Annotated in this window: 21 protein-coding genes; 16 read left to right on the forward strand and 5 right to left on the reverse strand. The window is 73.1% G+C overall.

All coding sequences use genetic code 11. The annotated features are described in order from the left end of the window. Positions 1 to 6: 6 nt before the first annotated feature. Positions 7 to 213, reverse strand: coding sequence for a hypothetical protein (locus tag Dvina_RS02340; protein WP_223100729.1), 207 nt, complete (start codon positions 211 to 213; stop codon positions 7 to 9). A 325-nt stretch (positions 214 to 538) separates the two neighbouring features. Beyond that, positions 539 to 970, reverse strand: a complete 432-nt coding sequence (locus Dvina_RS02345; protein WP_246655972.1) for a MarR family winged helix-turn-helix transcriptional regulator — start codon at positions 968 to 970, stop codon at positions 539 to 541. 46 nt (positions 971 to 1,016) lie between these two features. Between Dvina_RS02345 and Dvina_RS02350 the strand changes: the two genes are divergently transcribed. The 4 genes from Dvina_RS02350 to Dvina_RS02365 are packed head-to-tail and all read left to right on the forward strand — an operon-like array spanning position 1,017 to position 5,415. Next, positions 1,017 to 2,117: a substrate-binding domain-containing protein gene (locus tag Dvina_RS02350; RefSeq protein ID WP_246655973.1), complete on the forward strand. Its 1,101-nt coding sequence runs from the start codon at positions 1,017 to 1,019 to the stop codon at positions 2,115 to 2,117. A 46-nt stretch (positions 2,118 to 2,163) separates the two neighbouring features. Then, positions 2,164 to 3,555, forward strand: coding sequence for an APC family permease (locus tag Dvina_RS02355; RefSeq protein WP_223100731.1), 1,392 nt, complete (start codon positions 2,164 to 2,166; stop codon positions 3,553 to 3,555). Beyond that, on the forward strand, positions 3,548 to 4,549 hold the full coding sequence (locus Dvina_RS02360) for an acetamidase/formamidase family protein (protein WP_223100732.1): 1,002 nt from the start codon (positions 3,548 to 3,550) through the stop codon (positions 4,547 to 4,549). The genes Dvina_RS02355 and Dvina_RS02360 overlap by 8 nt, the downstream gene beginning before the upstream one ends. Continuing rightward, positions 4,546 to 5,415 carry an LLM class F420-dependent oxidoreductase gene (locus Dvina_RS02365; RefSeq protein ID WP_223100733.1) on the forward strand — a complete coding sequence of 290 codons (870 nt, stop codon included), beginning with the start codon at positions 4,546 to 4,548 and terminating at the stop codon, positions 5,413 to 5,415. Before Dvina_RS02360 ends, Dvina_RS02365 begins: the two co-directional genes overlap by 4 nt. 29 nt (positions 5,416 to 5,444) lie before the next feature. On the opposite strand, the gene Dvina_RS02370 is transcribed toward Dvina_RS02365, so the two are convergent. Then, positions 5,445 to 6,341: a helix-turn-helix domain-containing protein gene (locus Dvina_RS02370; protein WP_246655974.1), complete on the reverse strand. Its 897-nt coding sequence runs from the start codon at positions 6,339 to 6,341 to the stop codon at positions 5,445 to 5,447. 101 nt (positions 6,342 to 6,442) lie between these two features. Here Dvina_RS02370 and Dvina_RS02375 point away from each other — a divergent pair, with 101 nt between their 5' ends. Both Dvina_RS02375 and Dvina_RS02380 read left to right on the forward strand, forming a co-directional pair. Continuing rightward, on the forward strand, positions 6,443 to 7,507 hold the full coding sequence (locus Dvina_RS02375) for an NAD(P)-dependent alcohol dehydrogenase (RefSeq protein ID WP_223100734.1): 1,065 nt from the start codon (positions 6,443 to 6,445) through the stop codon (positions 7,505 to 7,507). 73 nt (positions 7,508 to 7,580) lie between these two features. Next, complete coding sequence (locus tag Dvina_RS02380; protein ID WP_223100735.1) at positions 7,581 to 8,525, forward strand: NAD-dependent epimerase/dehydratase family protein; 945 nt, start codon at positions 7,581 to 7,583, stop codon at positions 8,523 to 8,525. Here Dvina_RS02380 and Dvina_RS02385 read toward each other — a convergent pair. Next, on the reverse strand, positions 8,485 to 10,224 hold the full coding sequence (locus Dvina_RS02385; protein WP_246655975.1) for a polysaccharide biosynthesis protein: 1,740 nt from the start codon (positions 10,222 to 10,224) through the stop codon (positions 8,485 to 8,487). The two genes, Dvina_RS02380 and Dvina_RS02385, sit on opposite strands and share 41 nt — an antisense overlap. A gap of 116 nt (positions 10,225 to 10,340) precedes the next feature. On the opposite strand from Dvina_RS02385, the gene Dvina_RS02390 reads away from it, so the two are divergent. Then, positions 10,341 to 11,777, forward strand: a complete 1,437-nt coding sequence (locus Dvina_RS02390; protein ID WP_223100736.1) for a tyrosine-protein kinase domain-containing protein — start codon at positions 10,341 to 10,343, stop codon at positions 11,775 to 11,777. On the opposite strand, the gene Dvina_RS02395 is transcribed toward Dvina_RS02390, so the two are convergent. Next, a complete protein-coding gene (locus Dvina_RS02395; RefSeq protein WP_223100737.1) occupies positions 11,752 to 12,246 on the reverse strand; it encodes an arsenate reductase/protein-tyrosine-phosphatase family protein in 495 nt (164 codons plus the stop codon). The two genes, Dvina_RS02390 and Dvina_RS02395, sit on opposite strands and share 26 nt — an antisense overlap. 27 nt (positions 12,247 to 12,273) lie before the next feature. Here Dvina_RS02395 and Dvina_RS02400 point away from each other — a divergent pair, with 27 nt between their 5' ends. From Dvina_RS02400 to Dvina_RS02440, 9 genes are all read left to right on the forward strand, one after another. Further along, complete coding sequence (locus tag Dvina_RS02400; RefSeq protein ID WP_246655976.1) at positions 12,274 to 13,389, forward strand: DegT/DnrJ/EryC1/StrS family aminotransferase; 1,116 nt, start codon at positions 12,274 to 12,276, stop codon at positions 13,387 to 13,389. Next, the gene (locus tag Dvina_RS02405; protein WP_223100738.1) at positions 13,386 to 13,961 is read left to right on the forward strand and encodes a sugar transferase; all 576 of its coding nucleotides are present in this window, start codon (positions 13,386 to 13,388) and stop codon (positions 13,959 to 13,961) included. The genes Dvina_RS02400 and Dvina_RS02405 overlap by 4 nt, the downstream gene beginning before the upstream one ends. Continuing rightward, entirely contained in the window at positions 13,958 to 14,581 is a 624-nt protein-coding gene (locus tag Dvina_RS02410) for an acetyltransferase (RefSeq protein WP_223100739.1), read from the forward strand. Before Dvina_RS02405 ends, Dvina_RS02410 begins: the two co-directional genes overlap by 4 nt. Continuing rightward, positions 14,578 to 15,774, forward strand: coding sequence for a glycosyltransferase (locus tag Dvina_RS02415; protein ID WP_223100740.1), 1,197 nt, complete (start codon positions 14,578 to 14,580; stop codon positions 15,772 to 15,774). Before Dvina_RS02410 ends, Dvina_RS02415 begins: the two co-directional genes overlap by 4 nt. Beyond that, a complete protein-coding gene (locus Dvina_RS02420; protein WP_223100741.1) occupies positions 15,771 to 17,075 on the forward strand; it encodes a lipopolysaccharide biosynthesis protein in 1,305 nt (434 codons plus the stop codon). Before Dvina_RS02415 ends, Dvina_RS02420 begins: the two co-directional genes overlap by 4 nt. Next, the gene (gene wzy, locus Dvina_RS02425) at positions 17,065 to 18,282 is read left to right on the forward strand and encodes an O-antigen polysaccharide polymerase Wzy (protein WP_223100742.1); all 1,218 of its coding nucleotides are present in this window, start codon (positions 17,065 to 17,067) and stop codon (positions 18,280 to 18,282) included. Before Dvina_RS02420 ends, wzy begins: the two co-directional genes overlap by 11 nt. Beyond that, the gene (locus Dvina_RS02430; RefSeq protein ID WP_223100743.1) at positions 18,267 to 19,460 is read left to right on the forward strand and encodes a glycosyltransferase family 4 protein; all 1,194 of its coding nucleotides are present in this window, start codon (positions 18,267 to 18,269) and stop codon (positions 19,458 to 19,460) included. The genes wzy and Dvina_RS02430 overlap by 16 nt, the downstream gene beginning before the upstream one ends. Next, positions 19,450 to 21,255 carry a DUF4012 domain-containing protein gene (locus Dvina_RS02435; RefSeq protein WP_223100744.1) on the forward strand — a complete coding sequence of 602 codons (1,806 nt, stop codon included), beginning with the start codon at positions 19,450 to 19,452 and terminating at the stop codon, positions 21,253 to 21,255. Before Dvina_RS02430 ends, Dvina_RS02435 begins: the two co-directional genes overlap by 11 nt. Before the next feature lie 82 nt (positions 21,256 to 21,337). Then, positions 21,338 to 22,033: a hypothetical protein gene (locus Dvina_RS02440; protein ID WP_223100745.1), complete on the forward strand. Its 696-nt coding sequence runs from the start codon at positions 21,338 to 21,340 to the stop codon at positions 22,031 to 22,033. Positions 22,034 to 22,123 lie beyond the last annotated feature (90 nt).

Genomic DNA, 22,123 nt, shown 5'->3' on the forward strand with positions numbered 1-22,123 from the left:
GGTGCGCTACTTGCCGTTGACGACGACGCGCTCGGAGGGGCGCAGCTGCCGCGGCGCGGGCGGCGGCGGCATCTCCCCGTCCTTCGCGGGCCGGCTCTCCGCCGTCGGCGCGTGCCGCTGCGCGGTGTCCTGGTGCGCCAGGTCGATGCCGATCCCGAGCGCCACCACGCCGGCGGCGACCGCGGTGGCGATGCCGATGACGAGCTTCTGCATGACGACTCCCTCAGGATTTGGGCACGACGCAGCGACCGCGGAGCACGCGGCGAGCAAGACGCTGGAGCGGATGGAGCGGAGATTTCGGAAGCGAGCGTCAGAACGAGCGCACCGGATCCCCCATGGAACACGTGGAAACGTTGTCCGGGGCCGGTTTCGCCACTGGCTCCCCGCCGGGCCGATTCGGCGACCAAAATGTCGCCCGGCGGATCACTGCCTTCCCGTCAGCCCGTCACCGGGCTGGTCCACTTAAGGTAGCGGCCCGGGTGCAGACGCGTTGTCGGCAGCGCGGGATGCACTCCGACGCCAACCGGATGACAAGCGCTCAGCGCATCGAGTCGATCAGGTCGGTCAGCTCGCGCATGAGCCGCTCGGCCCGCTCGCTGCCGAACGCGTCCTCGACGGCGCGGTGATGCCCGGTGGCGGCATGGTCGAGGCGGGCAAGGAGGGTGGTGCCGGACTCGGAGAGGTACACGGCGACCCGGCGCCTGTCGTTCGGGTCCTGCCGGCGGTAGACGAGCGCGCCGTCGACGAGCCGGTCGACCGCCTTGGTCAGCGTCGGGTGCGGCATGAGCGCGGCCTCGGCCAGGTCACCCATGGAGTGCCCGCGCCCGTCGGAGAGCGCCTGCAGGATGCGCCACTGCTCGACCGTGACACCCTCGGACTGCAGCGCGGTGGCCAGGCCGCGGTTGACCGCCCGCTCGGCCTCGCTCAGCACGTAGCCGAGGTGCGCGCGCAGCCCTATCGCATCCACCATGGTCGCCCCCTACCACTCGCCCGCCATAGGAAAGATACTCGGCGTCGTGGATGAGGTCCGGGTGGTCGCCGACCCGCTCGAGGCGCGCCTGCTGGCGCCCGAGCCGGGCGGGGCGGTGCGCGTGGCGCTGGCCGTCCCGACCTCGGGCACGCTCGGGATGATGGCGCCGGCCGTGCTGAACTGCGCCCGCCTGGCCGTCGCGGAGCTCAACGCGGCCGGCGGCCTGCTGGGCCGCCCGATCGAGCTGGTGCTGCTGGACGCCGGCCGCCGCCCGCAGACCGTCGCCGCCGAGCTGGCCGAGCTCACCCGGGCCGGCGCCATCGCCGCCGTCGTCGGCACCCACGCCAGTGATGTCCGCGTCGCCACTGTCACAGCACTGCAGGGCCGGATTCCGTATGTCTTCACGCCCCCCTACGAAGGCGGCGAGCACGCGCCGGGCGTGTACCTGCTGGGCGAGACCCCGGCCCGCCAGCTGCGCCCGGCTCTGGACTGGCTCGTCCGGCACCGCCGGGCCCGCCGCTGGGCCCTCGTCGGCAACGACTACGTGTGGCCGCGCATGCTGCACCACGCCGCCGTGGCCTACCTCCGGGCCGCCGGGGCCCAGGTGGTCGCCGCCCGCTACCTCCCGTTCGGCGCCCTGGACCCCGCCCCGCTGCTCGACCTGATCGCCAGGCGCCGGGCCGACGCCGTCCTGCTGACCCTGGTGGGCAGCGACCTGGCCGCGTTCAACCGCGCCTACGGCGAGTCGCCCCTGCGGTCCCCGCGCCTGTGCGCCGCCCTGGAGGAGAACGGGCTCCTGGCCACGGGCGGCGACGCGACGGGCGAGCTGTACGCCACGATGGGCTACTTCGGCAACGTGGCCACCGACGCGGGCCTGGCGTTCGTGGAGCGGTACACCCACCGCTACGGCTGGCAGGCCCCGGTCCTCAACGGCCACGCCGAGGCGTGCTACGACGGCGTGCGCCTGCTGCACGCCCTGGCCTCGCGGGCCGGCAGCCTCAACCCGGCCGCCATGGACGCCACCGCCGACGGCACCACCATCACCGGCGGCCGCGGCCGGGTCACCGTCACCTCCCGCCACGTCGACCAGCCCGTCTACCTGGCCCGCGCCGACGGCCTGGACTTCGACGTCATCGATTCGTTCTGACGGCAGATCTTTCCGAATTCAAGTATTCGGTCTACCGTTGGCGGACATGGCAGCGGGTTCGCAGACGCCTTCCGATATCGAGCGGTTCGGATACACGCAGGAGCTGCAGCGCTCCCTCACGTTCACCGACCTGTTGGTGTACGGCCTGATCTTCATGGTGCCCATCGCGCCCTTCGGGATCTTCGGGGGCGTGTTCCAGGGCTCGGGCGGGATGGTGGCGCTGGCCTACGCGATCGGCATGGTCGCCATGGTGTTCACCGCGCTCTCCTACGCGCAGATGGTCAAGGCGTTCCCCATGGCCGGGTCCGTGTACAGCTACGCCGGGCGCGGGATCGCGCCGCCCGTCGGGTTCCTGGCCGGGTGGGTGATCCTGCTCGACTACGTGCTGGTGCCCAGCCTGCTGTACCTGGTCGCGAGCGTCGCCATGAACTCCGTCGTCACCGCGGTGCCGGTGTGGGCCTGGCTCGTCGCCTTCGTGGTGCTCAACACCGTGGTGAACCTGCTCGGCATCCAGCTCACCGCGATCGTCAACCGGTTCATGCTGCTCGGCGAGCTCGTCGTGCTCGGGATCTTCCTCGTGATCGGCGTGGTGGCGCTGGCCCAGGGCAAGGGGCGCGGCTTCGACACCTCCCCGCTGTACAACCACAGCACCTTCTCCTGGCCCTTGGTCTTCGGCGCGGTCTCCATCGCGGTCCTGTCGTTCCTCGGCTTCGACGGCATTTCGATGCTCGCCGAGGAGCACCGCGGTGAGGCCCGCCAGATCGGGCGCTCGATGGTGGCGGCGCTCGCCCTCGCCGGGGTGCTGTTCATCGTGCAGACGTGGGTCGCCGCGCTGCTCGTGCCCGACCCGCAGCGGCTGCTCGACGAGGGCGACCCGGGCGGCACCGCGTTCTACGACGCCGCGCGGGTCGGCGGCGGGGCCTGGCTGGCCACACTGACCGCCGTCGCCACCGCCGTCGCCTGGGGGTTCGCCAACGCGCTGGTGGCGCAGGTGGCCACCTCCCGGCTGCTCTACGCGATGGCCCGGGACCGGCAGCTGCCGTCGTTCCTGGCCCGGATCTCGCCGCGGCACCGGGTGCCGGTCAACGCGACGTTCGTCGTGGCCGTCGTGTCGCTCGGCCTCGGCCTGTACATGTGGTCGCGCGGCGACGGCATCACGCTCCTGTCGACGCTCGTCAACTTCGGCGCGATGACCGCCTTCCTGGCCCTGCACGTCTCGGTGTTCTGGCACCATGTGGTGCGCGGGGGGAGCCGGGACTGGCTGCGGCACCTGGTGTTCCCGCTCATCGGGTTCGCCATCCTGCTCTACGTCGTCATCAACGCCAAGGTCGCGGCGCAGATGCTCGGCTTCACGTGGCTCGGCGTCGGCGTGGTCGTCCTCGTGATCCTCTACGCGACGGGCCGGCGCCCTCGACTTTCGGGACAGGCAAATGACTGACCTTCACGTGTACTCCCCCGAGCCCGACGAGCTCGCCTACACCTTCGGCGGCCGGGCCCCGGTGCGCCGTCTACGGCCGGGCGACGCGCTGGAGGTGTACACCGAGGACTGCTTCGGCGGCCGCGTCACCGGCGTCGACACGCTCCCCACGCAGGTGGTCGAGTTCCCGTTCCTCAACCCGGTGAGCGGCCCGTTCCACGTGGAGGGCGCCGCGCCGGGCGACACCCTGGCGCTGCACTTCGTCAGCCTGCAACCGGCCCGCGACTGGGCCGTGTCCAGCACGTTTCCGCACTTCGGCGCCCTGACCTCCACCTCGCACACGGCGACGCTCCAGCCCCCGCTCGAGGAGCGCGTCTGGATCTACGACCTGGCCGGCGGCGTGGCCCGGTTCAGCGCGCGCAACAGCGACTTCGTCGTCGACCTCCCGCTCGACCCGATGCACGGCACTGTCGGGGTCGCACCGGCCGCCTTCGAGGCCCGCATGACGATCACGCCCGACGCCCACGGCGGCAACATGGACACACCCGAGCTGCGGGCCGGCGTCACCGCGTACTTCGGCGTCAACGTCGACGGCGCCCTGTTCGCCCTCGGCGACGGCCACGCCCGCCAGGGCCACGGCGAGGTCAGCGGCGTCGCCGTCGAGTGCGCGATGCGGACCACCCTGATCGTCGAGCTGCTCAAGGGCGTGCCGACCCCGTGGCCCCGCCTCGAGTCCGACGAGCACCTGATGAGCACGGGCTCGGCCCGGCCGCTCGAGGACGCGTACCGCATCAGCCAGCACGACCTCGTCACCTGGGTCGCCGGCCTCACGGGCCTCGACGAGCTGGACGCGCTCCAGCTCGTCAGCCAGGCCGGCGAGGCCCCGGTCGGCAACGTGTGCGACACGAACTACACGATGGTCGCCAAGGTGGCCAAGCGTTACCTGCGCGGCGCCCGGGCGTACGACGGTGTTCACGCGCGGCTGCGGGAGCGCGCGGCAACAATGGGGGCATGAAGCTAGGTCTGCACTACTGGAACTTCTCCAACCCCGCCGAGCCCACCGCGATCGGCCCGACGCTGCGCGAGACCGCCACGATCGCCGAGCAGGCGGGTGTCGCCTCGTTCACCGTCATGGACCACTACTTCCAGATGGAGCAGTACGCCCCGGCCGACGAGCCGATGCTGGAGGGGTACACGACGCTTGGGTACGTGGCCGCGCTGACCCAGGAGATGACGCTGGGCCTGCTGGTGACCGGGGTGATGTACCGCCACCCCGGCCTGCTGGCGAAGATCGTCACCACCCTCGACATCCTCTCCGGCGGCCGCGCCCGCCTGGGCATCGGCGCCTCCTGGTACGAGCGCGAGCAGCGCGGCTTGGGCGTCCCCGTCGTCCCGGTCGCCGAGCGCTTCGAGCGCCTGGAGGAGACCCTGCAGATCTGCCTGCAGATGTGGGGCGCCCAGCCCGGCGGCGAGTTCAATGGCAAGCACTACCAGCTCACCGAGCTCATCAACTCCCCGGCCGCCATCAGCACCCCCCACCCGATGATCATGATCGGCGGCGGCGGCGAGAAGAAGACCCTCCGCCTGGTCGCCAAGTACGCCGACGCCTGCAACCTCTTCGGCACCTCGCCCGACGACGTCGCCCACAAGCTCGACGTCCTCCGCGAACACTGCACCGCCGAGGGCCGCGACTACGACTCCATCGTGAAGACCGCCCTGGTGACCCGCCCACCCCTGACCGACCCGGACGCCTGGCTGGCCGACGTGGAGGCCTTCAAGGCCCTCGGCATCACCGAGGTCATGACCATGCCCGACCGCAACCCGGTCGAGTTCACCAACGGCCTGGCCGAAAAAATCCTCCCCCGCCTGGCCTCGATCTGATCCCCGCGACCCGCCGGTGACGTCCCGCGTCACCGGCGGGTCGGGTGGCTCTCCGGCTGTTCGGAGGCGGCCCAGCTGGCCAGGAGGCGCAGGGCGTCGGCGGTGGGGGAGGTGGGGTCCGCGGTGTACATGAGGAGGGTCTGGCCCTGGTCGGCGGCCAGTGGGGTGGCCTCGTAGGGCAGCTCCAGGTCGCCCACGACCGGGTGGTGGATGCGCTTCACGCCCGTCGTGTGGAGGTGGACGTCGTGCTTGGCCCAGCGGGTGCGGAAGGCCTCGCTGTGGGTCGAGAGCTCGCCGATCAGGGTGGTCAGGTCGGCGTCGCAGGGGTTGCGGCCCGCCTCGGTGCGCAGGGTGCTGGCGTTGTCGTCGGCGATTCGGGGCCAGTCGCGCCAAAAGGTCCGGGCGGCCGGGTCGAGGAAGGCGAAGCGGGCCATGTTGACCGGGCGGGCGGGGTCGGCGTAGAGCGGGGCGAGGAGGGCTCGGCCCAGGGCGTTGGTGCCCAGGATGTCCAGGCGGCCGCTGTAGACCAGGGCCGGGGTCGTGGTCATCGAGTCGAGGATGCGCTGGATCGGCGGGCGGAGCGTGGGCTCGGTGGGTAGCCGGCGCAGGGGGCGGGTGCCGCCGCTCGCGCGGACCAGGTCCAGGAGGTGGGCGCGCTCGGTCGGGTCCAGCTGCAGGGCGTGGTTGATGCCCTCCAGCACCGACTCCGACACGCCGTGGGCCTCGCCGCGCTCCAGCCGGATGTAGTACTCGACGCTGATGCCGGCCAGAGTGGCGACCTCCTCGCGGCGCAGGCCCTTGACCCGGCGGTTGCCGCCGTACACGGGCAGGCCCACCTGCTCGGGGGTCAGCCGGGCCCGGCGGGTGGCCAGGAACTCGCGGATCTGCCGGCGGGCGTCCGCGGCGGCCTGCTTCGGTTCTCCCACGACAGCAACCGTACGAGGTCCGGCGGCGGGGAAGGAGTCACCGGCAGTACCCCCCTCGCAGAATCTGCCCCCGCCGCGCGGCGCGGCAAAGCATTGAGCCCATGTCCAACACTGTCGCCGCCTACGCCGCGCTGTCCGCCGGCGCCCCGCTCGTCCCGCACACCATCGAGCTCCGCGACGTCGGGCCGCTCGACGTGCGCATCGACATCAGGTTCGCCGGCATCTGCCACTCCGACATCCACACCGTGCGCGACGAGTGGGGGCCGGCCAACTACCCGGTCGTCCCGGGCCACGAGATCACCGGGGTCGTCGCCGCGGTGGGGTCCGCGGTGACGCGGTTCGCGGTCGGGGACCGGGTCGGGGTCGGGTGCCTCGTCGACTCCTGCGGCGAGTGCGCGAGCTGCGTGCGCGGCGAGGAGCAGTACTGCCGCAACGGCAACGTGCAGACGTACAACGCCGTCGGCAAGGACGGCAGGATCACGCAGGGTGGGTACGCCCAGTCGGTAGTCGTCACCGAGCGGTTCGTCTGCCGCATCCCCGACGGCCTGGCGCTCGACGTGGCCGCGCCGCTGCTCTGCGCCGGGATCACGACCTACGCCCCGCTGCGGCGGTGGGGAGCCGGGCCCGGCAAGCGGGTCGCGGTCGTCGGGCTCGGTGGGCTCGGCCACATGGCGGTCAAGCTCGCCCGGGCGATGGGCGCCGACGTCACGGTACTGTCGCAAACCCTCAAAAAGCGCGAGGACGGCCTGGCTCTGGGCGCCACCGCCTATTACGCCACGGAAGACCCGGCGACGTTCGGCGCGCTGGCCGGCGCGTTCGACCTGATCCTCAACACGGTGAGCGCCCCGCTCGACCTCGACGCCTACCTGTCGCTGCTGGCGGTCGACGGCGTGCTGGCCGGTGTCGGCGCCCCGGCCGAGCCGATGACGCTGCACGCCGGCTCGCTGCTGTTCCAGCGGCGCACCCTGGCCGGCTCGATCATCGGCGGCCTGCGCGAGACGCAGGAGATGCTCGACTTCTGCGCCGCGCACGGCCTCGGGGCGCAGGTCGAGGTCATCGGCGTCGAGCAGGTCAACGAGGCCTACGAGCGGGTGCTCGCCTCCGACGTGCGGTACCGGTTCGTGATCGACACGGCCGGTCTGGACCGGGGTCGGTCTAACGGCTAAACAACACCGGCAATTTGTCCCAATTAGGGCGAAAACGGTACCGACTTCGACCGACAACAGTTGGACTGGAGCGATGAGAGTTCTGGTCACCGGCGGGGCGGGTTTCATCGGCGGCAACCTGTGCCGGGAGCTCGCCGCCCACCCACGGGTGTCGGAGGTCGTCGCGTTCGACGACCTGAGCACCGGCAGTGAGCACAACCTCGACGGTGTCGACGCGCGGCTGGTCGTGGGCAGCATCCTCGACCGGCCCGCGATCGACGCGGCCGTGGGGGAGGCCGACGTCGTCATTCACCTGGCCGCCCGGCCGAGCGTGCCGCGGTCGGTGGCCGACCCGATGCGCAGCCACCTGGTCAACGCCAACGGCACCATGCACGTGCTCGAGGCGTGCCGGATCGGGGGCACGCCGATCATCGCGGCGTCCTCGTCTTCGGTGTACGGGCCGACGCGGGTGCTGCCGAAGCACGAGGAGCTGCCGACCCGGCCGCAGAGCCCCTACGCGGCGAGCAAGCTGGCCGCGGAGTCGGCGGTGCTGGCCCACGGGGCGACCTACGGGCTGCCGGTGCTCGCGCTGCGGTTCTTCAACGTCTACGGGCCGCTGCAGTCGGTCGGGCACGCCTACGCGGCGGTCATCCCGACGTTCGCCGACGCGGCGCTGCGCGGGCAGCCGATCCACGTGCACGGCGACGGGCGGCAGACCCGGGACTTCACGTTCGTGGGCTCGGTCGCACGGCTGCTCACCGACGCCGCGGTGCGCCGGGTGGCCAGCCCGACGCCGGTGAACCTGGCCTTCGGGACCCGGACCTCGCTGCTGGAGCTGGTCGAAAAGATCAAGGTGCTGGTGGACCGGCCGGTCGAGGTGGTCTTCGACCCGGCCCGCCCCGGTGACGTCCGCGACTCCCAGGCCGAGTCGACGCGGCTGCAGGAGCTGTTCCCCGGGCACGGGCCGGTGCCCCTCGACGAGGGGCTGGCCGAGACCGTCAGCTGGTATGCACGACAGACTGCGCCGGCATCTCAATAGCCGGCACCACGCACAGGTCGGCCATCGCGCCGACCAGGTCGGCCCCGTCGCCGCTCAGGGCCCGCGCCAGCAGCGGGTGCAGCGACGGGACCCGGACGTGTGAGATCAGCGGGTGCAGCGGCCGGACGTCGGCCTCGCCCCGGCCGAAGAGCTCCTCGTGCAGCTTCTCGCCGGGGCGCAGGCCGGTGTACACGATCTCGATCGGGGCCGCGCCGATGAGCTGGCGGGCCAGGTCGGCGATCCGCACGGGGGTGCCCATGTCGAGCACCAGCGCCTCGCCGCCGGAGCCGATCGCGGCCGCCTGAATGACCAGCTGCACGGCCTCGGGGATGGTCATGAAGTAGCGCGTGACGTCCGGGTCGGTCACGGTGACCGGCCCGCCCTCGGCGATCTGCGCCCGGAACGCGGTCACCACCGAGCCCCGGCTGCCCAGCACGTTGCCGAAGCGCACGTTGAGGAAGCCGTGGTGCGCGGTGAGCCGCTCGGTGATCCGCTTCGAGTAGCCCAGGACGCTTATCGGGTCGGCCGCCTTGTCGGTGGAGATGTTGACGAGCCGCCGCACGCCGGCGGCGCGGGCCGCCTCGAGCACGTTCAGCGTGCCGAGCACGTTCGTCTGCAGCGCCTCGGCCGGGTGCCGCTCCAGCAGCGTGAGGTGCTTGAGCGCGGCGGCGTGGAAGACGACCTCGGGCCGGCGGGTGGCGAAGATGTGCTGGATGGTGGCGGCGTCGCGCAGGTCGGCCAGGATCAGCGACGGGTCGTCGAGCAGGGCCCGGCCGTGGATGGAGAGCTGCACCGCGTGCAGGGCCGACTCGTCGCGGTCGAGCATCATGAGCTCGGCCGGGGCAAACAGGTGCAGCTGGCGGCACAGCTCCGAGCCGATCGAGCCGCCGGCCCCGGTGACCAGCACCCGCTTGCCGGTCAGGTAGTCGCCGATGGAGGCCAGATCGGTGTCGATCTGGCGCCGGCCGAGCAGGTCGGCGAGCTCCACGTCGCGCACCTGGCCGACGTCGAGCGAGTCGTCGAGCGACGGCAGTACTTTCAGAAAATAGCCCGAAATTTCCGACATCTCAGTGCGCAGGCTCCGCAGCAGCGCGCCGTCCTCGTTGCGCACCGCGAAGATCACGCCGCAGGCGGCCGACGACTCCAGCGCCCGCCGCAGTGAGGGCCGCCCGCCGAGCACCGGCACGCCGGAGATCCGCAGCCGATGCTTGCGCGGGTCGTCGTCCAGAAAGCCCACGGCTCGGTAGCGGCAGTGCCGGTCCTGCTGCATGGCGCGCAGCAGGCGGTGCCCGGCCGCGCCCGCCCCGTAGATCAGCACGGGGGTCTTGGCGACGGCGTGCGCCCGCCGGGCCAGCCGCGCCCACCGCATCGCGACCATGGCCACCAGCGCGGCCCCGCTGCCCAGCAGCACGATCAGGCCGGAGGCCGGGGCCAGCACCAGCAGCAGCCCGCAGACGACGAGCACCGTGCAGGCCAGTGCGCGGAAGAAGGCCATGGAGGCGTACTCGTAGCGGCGCCGGTACAGCTGCACCGGCCACGACACCGCGGAGTGCAGCGCGGCGGCGAGCAGGATCGTGCCCGCGGCGGCGGCCAGCGGCGGCCGCGACGGTGCGATGGCCACGGCGAGCGCGAGCCCGCCGGTCCAGGCGTACAGGTCGGCCGGCCAGTCCCCGGGCCCCGCGGGTCGGTGATCGTCCACGCGACGATTCTTCACGAATGAGAGTCCTATTTCGGCGTAAAAGCCCGTATCGCTCCCGAATCTCGGACCGGGATGTCACTCTGAGTTGAGCAAGCGGCTACGGGAGGTCATGGCGTATGGAGCTGCGCGACTACGTCAGCGCGGTCCGCAAACGCTGGTGGCTGCTGGCCACGACGGCGTGTCTGGCGCTGGTGGCCGCGGTGGTGGTGACCGCCCAGACGGCACCGACCTACGCGGCAAGCGTCACCTTCTTCGTCAGCACCCCGAGCAGCGGCGTCACCGACGCCTACCAGGGCGGCCTGTTCTCGCAGCAGCGCGCCCGCTCGTACGTCAACCTCGTCGGCAGCGACCGCCTGGCCCGCGCGGCCGCGGCCGATCCCGGGGTCGGGCTCGACGCGGCCGGTGTGCGCAAGCGGATCAGCGCCCGCACGATCCCGGACACCGTGCTGCTCGAGGTCACCGTGACCGACACCGACAGCAGCCGGGCCCTGCGGGTGACCCAGGCCGTCGCGACGCGCTTCGCCGAGCTGGTCGCCACCCTGGAGACGCCGCCGGGCAGCACCGCCCCGACGGTGCGCGTGGACGTGGTCACCGGCCCGTCGGTGAGCACCGACCCGATAAGCCCGCGGCCCGCCCGCAACTTCGCGATAGCCCTGCTGCTGGGCCTGGTCGCCGGGGCCGCGGCCGCCGTGCTGCGCGAGCTGCTGGACAACAGCATCCGCTCGGTCGCCGCGCTGCGTCAGGCGACGAAAAAAGCGATCCTGGCGGCGGTACCGCACGACGCGCACGCGATCGAATCCCCGCTGCTCGTGGAGGATGCGGCCTGGTCGCCGCGCGGCGAGGCCATGCGGCACCTGCGGACCAACCTGCAGTTCGTCGACCCGGACCGGCGGGCCCGCTGCGTCGTGGTGACGAGCGCGCTGCCCGACGAGGGCAAGTCGACGATCGCCTGCAACCTGGCCATCGTGCTCGCCGAGGCCGGGCACCGGGTGCTGCTCGTCGACGCCGACGTGCGCCGGCCCAAGCTGGCCGAGTACCTGGACCTGGAGGGCGCGGTCGGCCTGACGAACGTGCTCGTCGGGCAGGTCGACGTGGCCACGGCCGTGCAGCGCTGGGGCGAGCAGGAGCTGTTCGTGCTCTGCAGCGGCACCATCCCGCCGAACCCGAGCGAGCTGCTCGGCTCGCAGCAGATGACCCGGCTGCTGGCCGAGGTGAGCGAGGACTACGAGTACGTCGTCGTCGACACCTCGCCGCTGCTGGTCGTCACCGACGCGGCAGTGGTCGCCAGCCGAGCTGACGGGGCGGTGCTGGTGACCCGGGCCGGGCGGACCACCGTCACCCAGGCCCAGGCGGCCGTCGAGGCGATCGAGGCGGTCTCGGCGCGGCTGTTCGGCTGCGTGCTCAACGGGGCCAAGGGCGGCAACGGCGACGGGTACACCTACGCCTACTACGGCCCCGCGGAGGCCGACCGCCCGCAGCGCGCGCTGCCCGCCGCGCCCGCGCAGCCGAAGGAAGAGCCGGCGCCGATCAAAGCCGGGACGCGAGGGGCCTGAGGATGTCCGCGATCGTCTCAGCGCAGACGCGGAAGCCCTCGATCGGGCCGCCGAAGGGGTCCTCGAGGTCGTCGTCGGCCGGCTTGCCGGGCTGCAGCCGGCCGCGGACGGCTCCGACCGCCCGCAGCGTCAGGGGGCCGTCGGGCACGGCCGCGGCGTACCGGGCGTACTGGCGCAGCGTGAACGTCCGCGCCGCGGTCACCGGGGCCAGGGTGACGCAGTGCGCCCGCTCGGCCCGGGTCGCGGTCAGGATCAGCGACGCGCCGAGCAGCAGCGACGGCACCACCCGGCGGCTGGTGAAGCCCTCCGGGTCGGCGCCGTGCTCGCGCAGCACCGTCCGGGCGTGCTCGGGCATCTCGAGGCCGGGCACGGCGTGCGTGCCGGCGCTCGCGGCGTCCAGGCCGAGGGTGCGGGCCAGCCGCTCGGCCATGGCGGACCGGCACAGGTTGGCCCGGCAGACGAACAGCATCAGGGCCGGCTCCAGCGGGGGTATGTGGTGAACACGCGGATCTTTCTGTCGGCGCCCGACGTTTCCGGCGTCGAGGAGCGCTATCTGGTCAACGCGCTGAGGTCCGGGTGGGTCGCGCCCATCGGACCGGATCTCGACGCTTTCGAGGCCGAGATCGCCCGCCGGTGCGCCACCGCGTACGCCGTCGGGGTCAGCTCCGGCACCGCCGCGCTGCACCTGGGCCTCATCGCGCTGGGCGTGCAGCCGGGCGATGCGGTGATCGTGCCGACGCTGACGTTCGCGGCGACGGCGAACGCGGTCGTGTACACCGGCGCCGAACCGGTATTCGTCGACAGCCTGCCCGGTGACGGCAACCTCGACCCCGACCTCACCGCGGCCACCGTCGCCGAGCTGCGCCGCGAGGGCCGCAGGGTGTCCGCGATCGTCCCGGTCGACCTGTTCGGGGCGGTCGCGGAGTACGCGTCGCTGGAGGACCTCGGCGTGCCGGTCCTCGAGGACGCGGCCGAGGCGCTCGGCTCGACCCGCGGCGGCCGCCCGGCCGGCTCGTTCGGGCGCGCGGCCGCGCTGTCGTTCAACGGCAACAAGATCCTCACCACGTCGGGCGGCGGCATGCTCGTCACCGACGACCGCGACCTCGCCGCCCGCTGCCGGCACCTGGCCACCCAGGCCCGCGAGCCGGTCGCGCACTACGAGCACCGCGACATCGGCTACAACTACCGCCTCAGCAACCTCCTGGCCGCCGTCGGCCGGGGCCAGCTGACCCGCCTCGACGAGATGATCGCCCGGCGCCGGCAGCTCCGCGAGCGCTACCTCAAGCTCTTCGCCGCCACCGACGGCACGCGGCTGCTCGGCGACGACCCGGGCGCGAACTGCTGGCTGACGACGCTCGTCGTGGAGCCCGAGCGGGCCGGCTGGACCGCGTCCGACCTCGGCGCCTGGCTCGGCCGCCACGACATCGAGACCCGCCCGGTCTGGAAGCCGATGCACGCCCAGCCGGTCTTCCGCGGCCACCGGGCCGCCGTCACCGGTGTGGCCGACCGGCTCTTCGCCACCGGCCTCAACCTGCCCAGCGGCTCCGGGCTGCGCGATGACGACAAGCGCCGGGTGTTCGACGCGATCGGCGAGTTCTTGGACGCCCGATGAGGCGTCCGCTCGATCTCGTCGTCGCCTCCGCCGCCGCGGTGGTGCTGGCCCCGGTCATCGCGGCCACCGCTGTCTTCGTCCGGCTCGCGCTCGGCAGCCCGGTGCTGTTCCGCCAGGAGCGGGCCGGGCGCAACGGCGAGCCGTTCACGCTCGTCAAGTTCCGCTCGATGCGCGAGGGGCCGGGCAGCGACGCCGAGCGGCTCACCCCGGCCGGGCGGTTCCTGCGCTCGTCGAGCCTCGACGAGCTCCCGGCGCTCTGGAACGTGCTACGGGGAGACATGAGCCTCATCGGACCGCGGCCACTGCCGCTGACGTACCTCGACCGCTACACCGACGAGCAGCGCCGCCGCCACGACGTGCGCCCCGGCATCACCGGCCTGGCCCAGGTGCGCGGGCGCAACTCGCTGAGCTGGGACCAGAAGTTCGCCTACGACCTCGAATACGTGCGCGGCCAGTCACTGGGGCTGGATCTGCGCATCCTGGCCGAGACGATCCGCACCGTGCTGCGCCGCGACGGGATCAGCGCCGAAGGTGCCGCCACGGCCCACGAGTTCGAGGGCGGTCGCCGATGAAGAACGGTCTGGTCATCGTCGGCTGCGGGGGCCACGGCCGGGAGCTGCTCATGATCGCGCGGGCGGCCGGGCTGCCGGTCCGGGGCTTCGTCGACGACAGCCCCAGCCAGCGCAACCTCGACCGGATCGCCGCGCTCGGCGTGCCGTTCCTGGGCCCCAGCGCGCGGCTCAGCGACGAGCGGCCCTCCATCGGCTACGTCATCGGCATCGGCGACCCGCGCATCCGCGCCCGCATCGACGACGACCTGCGCCTGCACGGCCTGGCCGCGGCGACCCTGGTGCACCCGGCGGCCACTATCGGCCCGGACGTCGTCACCGGCGAGGGGTTCGTCGCGTTCGCCGGCGCCCGGGTCACCACAAACGTCACCATCGGCCGGCACGTGCACCTCAACCAGAACTGCACTGTCGGGCACGACACCGTGCTGTCGGACTTCGTCCAGGTCAACCCGCTGGCCGCGATCTCCGGCGACTGCCACATCGGCCCCGGCGTGCTCATCGGCACCACCGCCTGCGTGCTGCAGGGCCTGCGCGTCGGCGCCGACGCGACAGTCGGGGCCGGTGCCTGCGTGACCCGGGACGTCGAGGCGAAGACGACCGTGAAGGGAGTGCCGGCCCGATGAAGCGGGACGACACCGCCGCGCGGCCCCGGTCAAAGCCGCTGCGAGTGGCGCTGGTGCTGAAGACGGCGGAGGGCGGCCGCTGGACTTTGCCGCACGTCGACGAGCTGCGCGCGCGGGGCCACGAGGTGGTCGCGGTCCTGCCGCCCGGCAGCGAGGGGCGGCTGCGCAAGGCCCTGCACGACCGGGGCGTCGACGTGATCCAGTCCGCGTTCGACTTCCGCTTCCGGCCCGCGCCGAAGACCCTGACCGGCCTGCTCGGGCTGCGCCGGCAGCTCAAGACCGTCGCCCCGGACGTGCTGCACTACCACCTGTACGCCTCCGCGCTCGCCTGCCGCCTCGCCGCGCTCGGCCTGGACGTCGCCAAGGTGCACATGGTGCCGGGGCCGCTGTTCCTGGAGTCGCCGCTCATCCGTCAGGTGGAGCGGCTCCTGTGCCGGCTCGACGACGTCACCATCGGCGGCAGCGCGCACATCGCGAAGCTGTACCGCGCGATGGGCCTCAGCCCCGAGCGCACCCCGGCGATCCCGTACGGCGTCGACACCGACGACTTCACCCCGCCCTCGCCGGCGCACCGGGCCGCGGCGCGCGACGCCCTGTGCGCCGGCGACGACACGTTCGTGGTGTGCATGGTCGCCTACGTGTACGCCCCGAAGCGCCTCACCCACCGGGGCCGCGGCGTGAAGGGCCACGACGTACTCCTCAAGGCCTGGCAGGAGTTCGTCAGGGATCGCCCGGACGCGAAGCTGGTGCTGCTCGGCGGCGGCTTCGACGCGGCCGGGGCGGCGCACAAGCGCGAGCTGCTGGAGCGCTTCGACGTCACCGGCGACCCGACGATCGAGTGGCACGACTCGGCCCTCGACGTGCGCGACTGCTACGCGGCGGCCGACCTCAGCGTGAGCCCGTCACTGTCGGAGAACCACGGCGCCGCCGTCGAGGCCGCGGCCATGGGCGTGCCGAGCATCGTCTCCGACGCCGGGGCCCTGCCCGAGGTCGTCGACCCGGCGTCGGGCTGGTGCGTGCCGGCCGACGACCCGCCGGCGCTGCTGGGCGCGCTGCGCCGGGCCCACGCCGACTTCCTGACCGGCGCCCTGAGACGCCGGGGTGAGCTGGCCCGCGACCGGGCCGAGCGGCTCTTCGCCCAGCGCCCGGCCGCCCGGGCCGTCGCCGACGTCCTGGAACAGGCCGCCCGATGACCACCACCAGGCAGCCGGGCGACACAGGCCATCGCCGGCGCGACGGAGTCAGCCGGCGCCGGCATCGCCCGGCGGCGCTGCCGAGCTTCAGCGGCAACCTCAGCTGGAGCGTGGCCGGCAACGGCGGCTACGCGCTGTGCCAGTGGTTCGTGCTCGTCGTCATCGCGCGGCTGGGCAACCCCGGCATGGTCGGCGACTACGCGCTCGGCCTGGCCGTCGGCGCGCCGATCGTGCTGCTGGGCAACCTGTCGCTGCGCACGGTGCTCGTCACCGACCCCAACGGCGACCACCCGTTCCGGCGCTACCTGTCGATCCGGCTGGCCGGCATGGCGCTGGCCATGGGGGCCGTGTCCGCCGCCGTGGTGCTGTTCGACCTGCCCGCCGCCGTGGTGCTGCTGGTGGGTGCGGCCAAGGCGTTCGACGGCGCCGGCGACATCTACCTGGGCCTGCTGCAGCGCCACCACGACCAGCGCAGCATCGCCATCGCCCAGCTCGTCAACGGCGGCCTGACCGTCACCATGGTCGCCGCCCTGCTTTACGGGACCAGCAGCATCGCGTGGGCCGCGGCCGGCTCCGCCGGGGCGTCGCTGCTCACCTGGGTCGTGTGCTGCGTCCCGTTCGCCGGCCGCTTCCACAACCGGCCCGACCCGCGGACCCGCCAGCACACGCACCGGGCGGCCGGTGGCGTCGCCGAGCTGCTGTGGATCGCGCTGCCGCTGGGGCTGGCCTCCGGGCTCTCGTCGCTGACCATCAACGTGCCGCGGTACGCGCTGGAGCACCGGCTCGGCGCGACGGCGCTGGGCGTGTTCGCCGCCGCCGGATTCCTGGTGCTCACCGGCAACGTGTTCTTCTCCGCCATCGCCCAGACCCTGCTGCCCCGGCTGACCCAGCTGCGCCGCAACGGTACCCCCGCGGGCTTCCGGAGTCTGCTCGTGCAGTCACTGCTCGGTGTCGGGGTGGCCGGCGGCCTCGGTGTGTGGGCGGCCGCGCTGTTCGGCGCGGGCGTCCTGCGGCGGCTCTACGGCTGGCAGTACGCCGGGGCCGAGGCCGGTCGGGTGCTCACCGTGCTCACCCTGGCGACGGCGCTCGGCGGGGTCTGCTTCGTGCTCGACGCCGGCCTGTCCGCGGCCCGCCGCTTCACCGGCCAGCTCGCGGTCAACGGGGTAGTGCTCGTCACCGCCGCCCTGGCCGCGCTGGCCCTGGTGCCGCGCTACGGCGCGCTCGGCGCCGCCTGGACCACCGCGGTCGCCGCTGCCGTCCACTGTGGACTCAAGTGGGAGGTGCTGCGGCGTGCCCTTTGACCTCGCGAACCAGCCCTGGTGGTCGGCCGTCCTCGCCGCGCTGGCCGTGCCGCTGCTGCTGGTCGTGGGGGGCCGCCGCGACATGCTGGCCTACCTGGCCGCATACTTCCTGCTCTTCGGCTTCGGCCCGGTGGTGAGCTACCAGCTGGGCGGCACCATCTACTTCGGCACCAACACGCTGCTGATCGGCCGGGCCGCGCTGGGCCTGCTGCTCGCGTTCACGGGCGTCGTCGCCGTCGGCGTGCTGCTGCGCCAGCGCCGCGACATCCGGGATCCGCGGCAGGGCCTGGACCGGCAGCGGCGGATGCCGCTGGTGCCCGCGGTGCTGGCCCTGCTCACCCTCTACGCGCTCGCGGTGCTGGCCTGGGGCGGCCCCGCGTTCCTGGCCGGGACGAAGCTCGACCGGATCGCCGTCGCCGGCCCGTTCCACTACGACTACCTGCTGCTGGAGATGTGCGCGTGCGCGCTGTACTTCATCGCGCAGGAGACGTCGACCGGCCGCTTCGCGTATCGGGTCAACCTCGGCGTGTACATCGCCTACTGCCTGGCCACCGGGGAGCGTGACTTCATCTTCGTGCTGTTCGCGCTGGTACTGCACCGCGAACTCGTGCGCGAGGAGCGCCGCATCCCGCGCTCGGTGCTGTGGGGAGCCGGGCTGGCCGTCGGCGCCACCGCGCTGTTCGCGCTGCGCGGCGGCGGCGCACCCGGCGACAGCGACGCCTCGCAGATCCTCAACCAGGGCTCGGTGCTCTTCGTCGACACGTGGGTGATGGGCCACGTGCCGTCGACGGAGCCGTACCAGCACGGGGCCAGCTACCTGCGCGCGCTGGTGAACCTGATCCCCGGCCAGCACCAGACCCCGCTCGCGCAGTGGCTCGTGGACCGGTACGCCCCCGGCAGCTTCTCCGGCTACGGCTTCTCGCTCACCGGCGAGGCCTACGCGAACTTCGGCCTCTACGGCGTCCCGGCCCTGTTCGCGCTGCTGACCGCCGCCCACCGCTGGCTGGTCAACCGCATCGACCGGGCCCCGGTCTACGCCTACGCCAGCATCCTGTTCACGGTGGCCTGGATGTACGGCTTCCGCGGCGAGAGCCAGTCGCTGCTCAAGACCGTCGTCTACGGCGCGGTCTTCTTCGGCGTCATCCGCGCGGTCTCGGCCAAGGTCGTCACCGATGACGAGGAGGCCCGCGAGTGCGCCTCTGTGTGACGACCGAGCAGCGGTACCTGCGCACGCCGGACGGGCGCGTCTGGTCCACCTCGGATGCCGGCAACGAGTTCTGGCAACGGTATCGCCCCGTGTTCGACGAGGTCCGCGTCGTGGCCCGCTGCGCGCCGGTCCCGGGCGCCCCGGTCGATGCGCGGCGGGTCGACGGCAACGGCGTCGAGGTCTACGGGCTGCCCCACTACGTCGGACCCATCGGCTTCATCCGGCAGCTCGGACGGCTGCGCAAGGCGGTCCGGGCGGCCTTTGCGCCCGAGGACGCCGTGCTGCTCCGGGTGCCGTCCGCCGTCGCGGGCAAGCCCCGGCAGCCGTTCGGGCTCGAGGTCGTCGGCGATCCCCACGACGTGTTCGCGCCCGGCGTCACCCGGCACCCGCTGCGGCCGCTGCTGCGCTTGTGGTTCACCCGGCGGCTGCGCGCCCAGTGCCGGGCCGCCTCCGCCGTCGCCTACGTGACCGAGCGCGCGCTGCAGGCCCGCTACCCGGCCGCGCCCGGCGCCGTCACCGCCGCGTATTCGAGCATCCAGCTCGACGAGGCCGCGTTCGCCGAGCGGCCGCGCCCGGACACCGGCATCGCGCGGGTGCGGCTCCGGCTGGTCAGCGTCGGCTCACTGGAGCAGCGGTACAAGGGAATCGACACGCTCATCGAGGCCCTGCCCCGCCTGGCCCGCTCGGGGCTGGAGGCGAGCCTGGTGCACGTCGGTGACGGCCGGTGCCGCCCCGAGCTGGAGCGGCTGGTCCGCGAGCGTCGGCTCGGCGGCCGGGTCTCCTTCGCCGGGGCCGTCCCGCCCGGCGCGCCCGTGCGGCTGTTCCTCGACGACGCCGACCTCTTCGTGCTCCCCTCGCGCACGGAGGGCCTGCCCCGGGCCCTGATCGAGGCCATGGCCCGCGGCCTGCCCGCGGTGGCCAGCAACGTCGGCGGCGTCCCCGAGCTGCTCGGCCCCTCGCGGATGGTGCCGCCGGACGACCCCGAGGCCCTGGCCCGGGCGATCACGGCGCTCGCCGCCAACCCGGCCGCCATGGCCGCCGCGTCGGCGCTGAACCTGGCCCGGGCGCGGACGTACTCCGCCGAGACCCTCACCCGCCGGCGCGCGGACTTCTACCGCGCCCTGCGGGTCCTCACCGCCCCCGATCGAGTCGAGGAGGTGGTCGGCGGTGCCGATTGAACAACTGAAGCAGCTGTTGCGGACCCGGAGGCGGCGGCTGGTGGCCGGCGCGATCGTGCTGGTGGTGGTGCTCGCCGGCTTCGGGCTGCGGCTGGCGATCGTCGGCGCGGACGCGGCCGGGCACTTGCAGCGGGCGGCCACGCTCGTCGGGCAGCTGGAGTCGCAGCTGCGCGGCGGCGACCTGGCCGCGGCCCGGGTCACCGCGGCCGACCTGCGCCGGCAGACCGCGGCGGCGAGGGCCGACGCGCACGGCCCGAGCTGGTGGCTGGGCAGCGCGCTGCCGGTCGCCGGTGACGACCTGACAGCGGTCGGGGCGGTCGCCGACGCCGTGGACGCGCTGGCCGCCGAGGTCGTGCCGCCGCTGCTGGACGCGGCCGACGGCATGACCGACGCGATGGGCGGCGCCGGAAAATCGAAGAATCAGGACCTCAGGTCGGTGGCGAGCGCGGCACCCCGGATCGCCGCCGCGGCGGCCGTGGCCGAGGCCGCCCGGCAGCGCCTGGCGAAGCTCGACCGCGGCGGGCTCAACGCCCGGGTGCGCACCGCACTCGACCAGGTCGACGCGGGCCTCGACCGGGTGGTCCCGCTGCTCGACCCGGCGGCCCGGGCGGCGAAGCTGCTGCCCGCGCTGCTCGGCGCGGACGGGCCGCGGACCTACCTGGTGCTGTTCCAGAACCTCGCCGAGGTCCGGGCCACCGGCGGCATGCCCGGTGCGTTCGCCGTCGTGCAGGCCGACCACGGCCAGATCTCGCTGGTGGAGCAGGGCACCGCGGCCAAGACGCTGCGCGACTTCGACGCGCCCGTGCTGCCGCTCGACGCGGACCAGGAGGACCTGTTCACCAACCGGCTCGGCACCTACCCGGCCGACGTGAACCTGACCCCGGACTTCCCGACCGCGGCCGCGCTGATCCGCGAGATGTATCGGCAGCGCTCGGGCCGGGCGGTCGACGGGGTGCTGGCCACCGACCCGGTCGCCCTGGCCTACCTGCTCTCCGCGACCGGCCCGGTCGACGTGCCCGCCGGTGGCGCGCTGGGCGGCCGGCTGACCGGGGCGACGGCCGTGCGGCAGCTGCTGTCCGAGGTGTACCTCAAGATCGCCGCGGAGCCGGACCAGGACGCCTACTTCGCCGGGGCGGCCAAGGCGGTGCTCGACAAGCTCATGGGTGGGGTGCCGATGAGCCAGAATCTGGTGCAGGCGCTCGCCCGGGCGACCGACGAGCGCCGGCTGCTGGCCTGGAGCGCGCACCCGCAGGAGCAGACCGAGATCGCCCGCACCCCGTTCGCGGGCACGCTGCCGGAGCGCGACGGCCGCCGGCCCACCGTGGGCGTGTTCCTCAACGACGGCACGGGCGCCAAGCTCGGGTACTACCTGACCCGCTCGGTGCAGCTGGACACCGGCCGCTGCCTCGACGACGGTTCCCGCCCGCTGCGGCTGACCGTCACGCTCGGCTCGAACGCGCCCAAGAGCGGCCTGCCGCGCAGCGTGCTCGGGCTCAGCCTGGCCGGAGAGGGCGTCATCCGCACGAACGTGCTCGTCTACGCCCCGACCGGCGGCTCGCCCGTCGCGGCCCGGCAGGACGGCACCGAGGTCGACTTCGGCACCGGCTACGAGAAGGGCCGGGAGGTCGCGGTCTTCCCCGTCGACCTGGCCCCGGGCGCGACGAGCACCATCGTCGTCGACCTGGTGACCGCGCCGCTCGACACCCGCGACGCGATCGAGCCCCGGCTCATCACCACACCCGGGATCCAGCCGTGGGCCACCCGGTTGACGCCGGGCCGGCAATGCCGGAATTGAATTAGTGAGAATTAGTCCGGTTCACCCCTATCGAGGGGATTTGCCGGGCTAACGTGATCACGGGGAGAGGAAAGGGAGAGCAATGCGAGCACGAACAAGAACGTCGCTGTCAACACTGGCCGGCCTCGCCGGTGCCGTCGTCGCGGCGGCCGTGCTCGGCGCGCCGACCAGTGCCCAGGCCGCCCCGGAGGCGGCCTATCCGGCGCCCGCGCCGCAGATCCGGGTGAGCGCCGCGTCGATCCGGGCCGGCGATGCGGTCCGCCTCCAGGGGCGCGGCTTCATGGACGGCGAGCCGGTCGACATCGCCGTGAAGTACAGGAACTCCGACACCTACGGTGTGTGCATCACCGGCGACCGCCGGGCTGACGACCGGGGCCGCTTCTCGGCCCGCGTGCGGCTCGACGCCGCCGGCTATGCCGTCATCCGGGTCATCGGCAAGGAGTCGCACAAGACCCTCAAGGTGGCCGTCCGCGTGAAGGACGGGCACATGCAGTACAACTGGGGCAACGGCTGGGGCGGCTGGCCGGACGACATCTTCGACGGCACGCCGCTGGCGTCGAACCACCACCGCCACTGGGACGGTCACGACCGCCCGGTCGGCTTCTACGGTCCGTTCCGCGCCGGCTGGTCGCCGTTCCGCCTCCAGGCGAACGAGACCACCACGACTGCCGCGCCGGAGCACAAGACCTACGGCGCCGACCTGATCCCGGGCATCCTGGGCCTCACGGCGCTCGCGGGCAGCGGCTGGATCTCGTTCCGCCGTCGCCGCACGAGCTAGGTGCTCGGTTCGCGAAGCATCGCGCCGCTGTGCGAACCGATGCTTCGGACGTATCACTTTTGAGTATCCTCCTTGGCCCGTCGGGTGTTG

It is taken from the genome of Dactylosporangium vinaceum, assembly GCF_019904175.1.
Classification (GTDB): Bacteria; Actinomycetota; Actinomycetes; order Mycobacteriales; family Micromonosporaceae; genus Dactylosporangium; species Dactylosporangium vinaceum.

Excerpts from the sequence above, each read along its gene's own strand:
- Dvina_RS02345 (WP_246655972.1), bottom strand. The coding sequence starts at position 970 with ATGGTGGATGCGATAGGGCTGCGCGCGCACCTCGGCTACGTGCTGAGC.
- Dvina_RS02420 (WP_223100741.1), top strand. The coding sequence starts at position 15,771 with ATGACCACCACCAGGCAGCCGGGCGACACAGGCCATCGCCGGCGCGAC.
- Dvina_RS02355 (WP_223100731.1), top strand. The coding sequence starts at position 2,164 with ATGGCAGCGGGTTCGCAGACGCCTTCCGATATCGAGCGGTTCGGATAC.
- Dvina_RS02410 (WP_223100739.1), top strand. The coding sequence starts at position 13,958 with ATGAAGAACGGTCTGGTCATCGTCGGCTGCGGGGGCCACGGCCGGGAG.
- Dvina_RS02405 (WP_223100738.1), top strand. The coding sequence starts at position 13,386 with ATGAGGCGTCCGCTCGATCTCGTCGTCGCCTCCGCCGCCGCGGTGGTG.
- Dvina_RS02375 (WP_223100734.1), top strand. The coding sequence starts at position 6,443 with ATGTCCAACACTGTCGCCGCCTACGCCGCGCTGTCCGCCGGCGCCCCG.
- Dvina_RS02415 (WP_223100740.1), top strand. The coding sequence starts at position 14,578 with ATGAAGCGGGACGACACCGCCGCGCGGCCCCGGTCAAAGCCGCTGCGA.
- Dvina_RS02440 (WP_223100745.1), top strand. The coding sequence starts at position 21,338 with ATGCGAGCACGAACAAGAACGTCGCTGTCAACACTGGCCGGCCTCGCC.
- Dvina_RS02340 (WP_223100729.1), bottom strand. The coding sequence starts at position 213 with ATGCAGAAGCTCGTCATCGGCATCGCCACCGCGGTCGCCGCCGGCGTG.
- Dvina_RS02390 (WP_223100736.1), top strand. The coding sequence starts at position 10,341 with ATGGAGCTGCGCGACTACGTCAGCGCGGTCCGCAAACGCTGGTGGCTG.
- Dvina_RS02395 (WP_223100737.1), bottom strand. The coding sequence starts at position 12,246 with ATGCTGTTCGTCTGCCGGGCCAACCTGTGCCGGTCCGCCATGGCCGAG.
- Dvina_RS02360 (WP_223100732.1), top strand. The coding sequence starts at position 3,548 with ATGACTGACCTTCACGTGTACTCCCCCGAGCCCGACGAGCTCGCCTAC.
- Dvina_RS02365 (WP_223100733.1), top strand. The coding sequence starts at position 4,546 with ATGAAGCTAGGTCTGCACTACTGGAACTTCTCCAACCCCGCCGAGCCC.
- Dvina_RS02380 (WP_223100735.1), top strand. The coding sequence starts at position 7,581 with ATGAGAGTTCTGGTCACCGGCGGGGCGGGTTTCATCGGCGGCAACCTG.